Here is a 4,883-nt window from a genome sequence, read left to right as displayed (position 1 = left end):
TGGTTTTAGATTGATAAAAATCAATTTTGAACACACAAAAAAACACCGCAAGCTGGCTGGAAATCTTGCGGTGAAAAGGGTGTGTCGTTTATTATTATTGTTATTCTTTTGGGTTATTGCGACGTTTTTTGACGAACGATCTGATAACGTCTGCCTAAGTACCAAATCGGTGCTGAGATGATGTGAATCAGACGCGTGAACGGCACAAGTAGGATCAGCGTTGTTCCTAGGAACATGTGTAGCTTGTAGATCAGTCCTGCATCCTGCACCAAAGACGCTGCATAGACAGGTCTTAAAATCGCAAGGTTCTGCGCCCAGCCCGCCAGTGATACCATGAGCGCGCCATCTTTGTGTTCAGGATAAGAAAAAATCGTACCCAAACCCATCAACAGCTGCACCAGGATGATGACAAGTAGCATCTTATCGCTGAACGTCGAAGTATGGCTGACACGCGCATCGGTAAAGCGTCGCCAGATCAGCATCAGCAGACCGATCAGACACATCACGCCTGCGATGCCGCCCACGATGACCGCCAGTAGCTGCTTTTGGGGTGCGGTAATGATACGCTCATAGACGAAATGCGGCGTCATCATACCAAAGAAATGCCCCAATAACACCACGATGATACCAACGTGGAATAAGTTGCTCGCCACACGCATATAACCATCAGACAGCATTTGGCTTGAGCCTGCACGCCATGTGTACTGCGATAGATCGAACCTCGCCCAACATCCCAAAATACATACTGTCAAAGCGATGTAAGGGTAAATACCGAACAAAAAGACATGAAGCCAATTCTCGGGGGTCGTTGCTGTGATTGCTGCTGCTATCATGATAACACTCCTTCGTCAGCGTTTTTATTGATTTTAAAATCCACCCAATGCACAGGGATTTCGCTCTCGTTTTGGGCTTGTCTCGCCAAGGTCTCGGCAATGCGAATGTCGGTTTGGCTTGACGGACAGCGTTCTTCTTGCTTTGCCGCCAAAAAGTCCACGGCTTCTTCTTCCCATTCTTTGTCAATGGCATCAAAAGTCGTATCATCTACCTTGTCTTTGCCCATCTTGGCAAGCTCTTCATCAATGACAGTCAAAGGCTTGCCTGCAATTTGCAATAACGCCTTAAACAGCCCAGCATAGCTACTGCCCTTGTCCACCAGTCTCGCCCCCAGTAGAGCGATGATGTGGCTAACATCGGCAATGTCTATGCGAATCTCAACATCATCTGCAAAGCTTGCCTTATAAGACAAAAATTCTAGATACATGGGCAAATAGTCGGGCAATTCTTTGACATCAATGGCAAAGCCTGCTTCTTCGTATTGCCCCATCAAATCGACCATCGCTTGTCCACGGTCTCGGCTCTCGCCATGCACATGTTCAAACAGCCAAAGCGACAACGAACGCCCACGCTCAAACAGACTGTCATACACCGACTGAGCTTCAATCGAGCCTTTGCTTGATAGCTCATCAACAAAGGCGTTAATCTCTTGGCGAACCTCGGGGCTGATGAGCTTTGATGTTGCCACAATGTCTTTGCACGCATCTAGCGTATCATCGGCAAACAGCTCATCAGAAGGATAATCCATAAGCAGGCTTATCACTTTTAATAATTTAAAATCAAGATGATTCATACTAGCCCCCATCAGTTATCCCACGTCTGCACGGTCTCAATCATCTCACGGCGATTGGACTTACGCTGACCGAACATACTGACATCATTACCGCCTGTACAGCCATTACCAAAGGTAAAGCCACAGCCGTTTTTGTCAGCAAAGGCATCAGACAACGCTTCTTCACGGTGAGCGGTCGGAATGACAAAGCGGTCTTCGTAGTTGGCGATTGCCAAATAGCGGTACATCTCTTCAACTTGGTGTTTGGTCAAGCCCACGTCATCAAGCACCGCTTGGCTCTCAACCTTATCAACAAGTTGCATACGCTTATAAGAACGCATGGCAAGCAGACGTTTTAGGGCAAGTTTGACAGGCACTTCATCGCCAGCGGTCAGCATATTTGCCAAATATTTAACAGGAATACGCAGACTATCAACATCAGGGATAAGTCCGTCCATGCCCACTTTGCCCGCTTCGGCGGCGTTTTGGATTGGCGATAGCGGTGGCACATACCATACCATCGGCAAGGTGCGATATTCTGGGTGCAAAGGCAGGGCAAGTTGCCAATCCATCGCCAGTTTATGGACAGGCGATTTTTGGGCGGCTTCGATGACGCTCATCGGCACGCCATCTTTTAGAGCTTGCTCAATGACGGCAGGGTCATTGGGGTCTAAGAACACATCAAGCTGGGCTTTGTACAAATCTTTCTCATTTGGCGTGCTGGCAGCTTCTTTGATTTTGTCGGCATCATACAAAAGCACGCCTAGATAACGAATACGCCCCACACAGGTCTCAGAACAGATGGTTGGCTGACCTGATTCAATGCGTGGATAGCAAAAGATACATTTTTCGGATTTGCCTGATTTCCAGTTATAATAAATCTTCTTATAAGGACAGCCCGAGATACACATACGCCAGCCACGGCATTTGTCTTGGTCGATAAGCACAATGCCATCTTCTTCACGCTTATAAATCGCTCCTGATGGGCAAGACGCCACGCACGTTGGGTTTAAGCAATGCTCGCACAAGCGTGGCAGGTACATCATAAAGGTGTTTTCGTATTCACCATAGATGTCGGCTTGGACTTGGTCAAAGTTCTTATCGGCACGGCGTTTGGCAAATTCAGAGCCTAAGATTTCTTCCCAGTTTGGCCCCCATTCGATTTTTTGCATACGCTTACCTGTAATAAGCGAGCGTGGGCGTGCAATCGGCTGATGGTCGCCTAATGGGGCGGTATGCAGGTGCTGATAGTCAAAGTCAAACGGCTCATAATAGTCGTCAAGACTTGGCAAATCAGGGTTGGCAAAGATGTTGGCAAGCACACGGAATTTACCGCCAATGCGTGGGTTGATGGAACCGTTGGCGTTACGAATCCAGCCCCCTTTCCATTTTTCTTGGTTTTCCCACTCTTTGGGGTAGCCGATACCAGGCTTGGACTCTACGTTGTTAAACCATGCGTATTCCATGCCTTCACGGCTTGTCCAGACGTTTTTGCAGGTTACAGAGCAGGTGTGGCAACCGATACATTTATCAAGGTTTAGCACCATGCCAACTTGTGAGCGAATTTTCATAGGATTCCCCTTATGCCTAGTTCTTTTTATTTTGTAAATTTAAAAGAACATCGGTAGGTCAAAATTGAATAGGGCGTGTTGAACCTTTATAACACAAACTATAATTTGAAATTTTGTAAAATAAAATCACTATTTTTGCATGAAAAAATGGCTAAATCTTATTTTTCTTCGTCAAAATCCTTGTTGATATTTCAATATCAACTGCGGACTTTTCCTTGAAAAACGTGCGATTTTTCTCATTTTTCATTGCAAATACAAAGATTCAACACGCCCTAGTTTATCCCCTTTGCTGAAAGTTTGCTATCCTACCAAAAGGGATAAACAGGGCAGTTTATCAGTCCAAAGTAGTAGGCAATGGACGTGGCAGACTGTCGTCAGGCTTACCTTCTAGCCAGTCGATGTTCGCCATTTTACGCACCACCACGAACTCATCACGGTTACAGCCGACCGTACCATAATAGTTAAAGCCGTACGCTTGCTGGGCATAACCGCCAATCATGTGCGTGGGTTTTAGGATTGCCCGAGTGACCGAGTTATGAATACCGCCACGGGTGCCTGAGTTTTCAGAACCAGGGATGTTCACGAGCTTTTCTTGGGCGTGGTACATCATCGTCATGCCTTCTTTGACACGCTGAGAGACCACCGCACGGGCGGTAATTGCTCCGTTATGGTTAAAGACTTCAATCCAGTCGTTGTCTTCGATACCTGCTTTTTTGGCATCAATCTCACTCATCCACACGATAGGACCACCACGAGAGAGCGTCAGCATGAGCAGGTTCTCAGAGTAAGTACTGTGAATGCCCCATTTTTGGTGTGGCGTTAGGAAGTTTAATACTATCTCTTTGTTGCCATTTGACTTATAGCGTTTTAGCTCGTCTGTCGTTCTTGTGTCAATCGGTGGGCGATACTGTTGCAACTGCTCGCCAAACGCCTGCATCCAAGGGTGGTCTTGGTAGAACTGCTGACGACCTGTGATGGTACGCCAAGGAATCAGCTCATGCACGTTGGTATAGCCTGCATTGTAGCTGACTTTTTCGGATTCTAGTCCCGACCAAGTTGGGGATGAGATAATCTTACGGGGCTGAGCGACAATATCACGGAAACGGATTTTTTCATGCTCGGACGATTTGGCAAGGTGCGTGTGGTCTCGTCCTGTATTGCTTGACAAGTCCGCCCATGCCTTGACCGCCACGTGTCCGTTGGTCTCAGGGGCGAGCATGAGTACCGTCTCGGCAGCGTCCACAGCGGTATTAATGCGTGGGCGACCGTGAGCTACGTTGTCTTCGGTAACGGTGTAGTTGAGCTCGCCAAGCAGTTTAACTTCTTCCTTGGTGTCCCATGTAATGCCTTTTGAGCCGTTGCCAAGATTATCCATGAGTGTGCCAAGCGATGTGAATTTGGCATACGTGGACGGATAATCACGCTCCACGACTTTGATGTGTGGGCAGTTCTTACCAGGGATTGGGCGTACGCCTTGGGTTTTCCAGTCCGTTCCACCAAAGGGCTGAGCCAGCTCCCCTTCGCTGTCGTGTTGCATGGGCAGGGTTACAATGTCCGTCTCCACACCAAGATGACCGACCGACAGCTCGGAGAATTTTTGGGCGATGAGCTTATAAATCTCCCAGTCCGTCTTGGACTCCCACGCAGGGTCGGTGGCAGCGGTCAAGGGGTGGATAAAGGGGTGCATATCAGACGTGTTCAGGTCG

Annotated in this window: 4 protein-coding genes; all 4 read right to left on the bottom strand. The window is 47.9% G+C overall.

The annotated features are described in order from the left end of the window. Positions 1–113: 113 nt before the first annotated feature. On the bottom strand, positions 114–818 hold the full coding sequence (narI, locus tag GY683_RS07475; protein ID WP_187648937.1) for a respiratory nitrate reductase subunit gamma: 705 nt from the start codon (positions 816–818) through the stop codon (positions 114–116). Positions 819–829: 11 nt separating this feature from the next. Continuing rightward, the gene (gene narJ, locus GY683_RS07470; protein ID WP_297288135.1) at positions 830–1,627 is read right to left on the bottom strand and encodes a nitrate reductase molybdenum cofactor assembly chaperone; all 798 of its coding nucleotides are present in this window, start codon (positions 1,625–1,627) and stop codon (positions 830–832) included. 11 nt (positions 1,628–1,638) lie between these two features. Next, positions 1,639–3,177 carry a nitrate reductase subunit beta gene (gene narH, locus GY683_RS07465; RefSeq protein ID WP_297288134.1) on the bottom strand — a complete coding sequence of 513 codons (1,539 nt, stop codon included), beginning with the start codon at positions 3,175–3,177 and terminating at the stop codon, positions 1,639–1,641. 334 nt (positions 3,178–3,511) lie between these two features. Beyond that, positions 3,512–4,883: molybdopterin dinucleotide binding domain-containing protein (locus GY683_RS07460; protein WP_297288133.1), on the bottom strand; the 1,372-nt coding region annotated here is incomplete at its 5' end.

The sequence above is a fragment of the Moraxella sp. genome (assembly GCF_024227015.1).
Lineage (GTDB): Bacteria > Pseudomonadota > Gammaproteobacteria > Pseudomonadales > Moraxellaceae > Moraxella.
This window is presented reverse-complemented; position numbering and strand designations above follow the sequence as displayed.

What these genes read in the sequence shown, in the direction of transcription:
- narJ (WP_297288135.1), bottom strand. Translation starts at nt 1,627, where the DNA reads ATGAATCATCTTGATTTTAAATTATTAAAAGTGATAAGCCTGCTTATG.
- narH (WP_297288134.1), bottom strand. Translation starts at nt 3,177, where the DNA reads ATGAAAATTCGCTCACAAGTTGGCATGGTGCTAAACCTTGATAAATGT.